This window comes from Pseudovibrio sp. POLY-S9, from assembly GCF_001431305.1.
Classification (GTDB): domain Bacteria; phylum Pseudomonadota; class Alphaproteobacteria; order Rhizobiales; family Stappiaceae; genus Pseudovibrio.
Window position 1 is genome coordinate 66,919 of record NZ_LCWX01000197.1, and the last position, 2,144, is coordinate 69,062.

The window sequence follows — 2,144 nt, forward strand, 5'->3', positions numbered from 1 at the left end:
GAGCCCAATGCAGGTGTTCGACAAGATCTCACTGCTTGCCCTCCTGATCGCACTGCTTGTCTGGACTGCGCTGCAAGATCATTGGCTGGCAGGTGTGGTACTTTTGATTGCCGGAGCGCTGCACTTCGCGCGTCTGGTTCGCTGGAAAGGGCAGTATACCTTCAAGGAACCTCTGGTTCTGGTGCTGCATGCAAGCTATCTGTTTATGCCGCTGGGTCTGCTTGCACTTGGCTTTGCCATCCTCCTGCCAGACCTGCTGGACATCACCGGAGCCCAACACCTGCTTATGGCTGGCGTTCTGGGTATGATGACTTTAGCCGTCATGACCCGCGCAACCCTCGGCCATACTGGTCAGGAGCTCAAAGCAAGCCGCGGTGCCACCTTCCTTTACTGCGCAATGGCCACATCAGTCCTCCTCCGCTTCTCCGCAGGCCTCTTCCCAGACCTCGCAGCAAGGCTTTACGATGTGTCAGCGCTAGCATGGATCCTGGCATTTGTGGTTTACGTGGTGACCTTCGGCCCCCTGCTGGCGTGGGGGAAGAAGTGAGGGGGAGTTGCCCCTGTGGTTGAAGATATTAAACTCCGACCTTTCTTACCTATCAAACTAAGTCACGGCGGATGTAATCAACTCGGGACACTTCCCCCGGGCCGCGCGCCAAACAAAGCTGAGTGGAAACGCTTGAGCCAGCAGTTCAAAGTTCATCTGAATGAGCGTATTGCACGCATGGAGAACGTGAGAGTACAGTTGGAAGGCTGTATGGGGTGTGGCTGCCTGTCTTTGGATAGATGATGCTAGAAAAGTTGGCCAATCCACCTATCCTTGGCGTGGCAGGATAACATGCTCCCCTGCTCCCGGACTTAAAGGCTCACCAGACAAGAGTGAAACAGCGGCAGGGCAGGTGTCTGCGCTATTTGGCTCTGCTGCGGTTGGTGATTTCAGTTGGACCGAGACATCGGGAGATTGAGGCTTGCGCCGCATGATCCTCAACTATGCCCATCTGTGCAAAGTTGCTGGCGGAGTGGATGCGTTTCTGATTGGCTCTGAAATGCACGCGCTTAATCAGGTGCGAGGAACAATAAACAGCTTTCCCGCCGTCGATCAATGGGCCCGTCTCATCAGCGACGTGCGCTCTGTTCTAGGAGCAGACACCAAGCTCTCTTATGCCGCCGACTGGACCGAGTACTTTGGCTTCAGGCCAGAAGATGACAGTGGAGATTTTTTCTTCCATCTTGATCTGCTCTGGGCACACGAGGCTTGCGACTTTATCGGCGTCGACAATTACATGCCGCTATCCGAATGGCGCAACGGCTTTGATCATTTGGACTCCCCAGCCCACCCGCACATCTATGATAAGAGTTACTTGAAAGGTAATATTGTTGATGGCGAAGGTTTTTACTGGTTTTATGCAAACGATGCTGATCTCATTCCACAGGTGAGAACATTCATAGCCGATAGTGCTCATAACAAGCCTTGAGTATCTCGTTATAAAGATCTGCAAAGCTGGTGGAGCAATCAGCACAATGATCGTCCTAGCGGTGTGGAGGAGGTTGAGCCAACCATCTGGTTACCAAAGAGCAAACCCATTTGGTTTACCAAGTTTGGCTGTCCTGCTGTAGACCGCGCCACCAACCAGCCTAATGTTTTCATAGATCCCAAGTCCTCAGAATCCAAGGCGCCTGGCTTGATGATTCCATCCAGCACGCCTATCTGGATGCCACGCTGAGTTAATGACAACAGCCTGGCAACAATCCCACATCAAGCGTCTGTGGCAAACCGATGCTTGATCTCAGCAACTGCTCGGCCTGAACATGGGATCCGCGACCCCTATCCCTTCTTTCTAGAGCTCACCAATGTCTGGTCAGATAGCGAGAATTGGCGACTGGGCCACTGGCTCGGATGGCGATTGGGCGCTGTTGGACTAGCTGCGTTGGTCAAACACCTTTGTGAACGCGCTGGGCAACCCAGAAAACTAATCCAAACCTCCAATCTTTATGATGCCTTGGAGGGCTATGTGATCTCACCCTTGCAAAGTCCGCGTGCATCCATTGCGGTGCTGGCCAGCCACTTCGGCATTTCGCTCTCCAGGATCTTCAGACGCGCCAGATAGAACGGCTCGTCGATGACTTCATCGCGGGTCAGGTCA

At 53.5% G+C, this 2,144-nt stretch carries 1 protein-coding gene and 1 pseudogene; both read left to right on the plus strand.

Annotated features, from left to right (window positions below; all coding sequences use genetic code 11):
* Window positions 1-547 (plus strand): NnrS family protein (locus tag PPL9_RS18840; protein WP_161831359.1); only part of this gene is annotated, 547 nt, incomplete at its 5' end.
* Between the two features lie 430 nt (window positions 548-977).
* Window positions 978-1,724, plus strand: a pseudogene (locus PPL9_RS33495) (glycoside hydrolase TIM-barrel-like domain-containing protein).
* Window positions 1,725-2,144 lie beyond the last annotated feature (420 nt).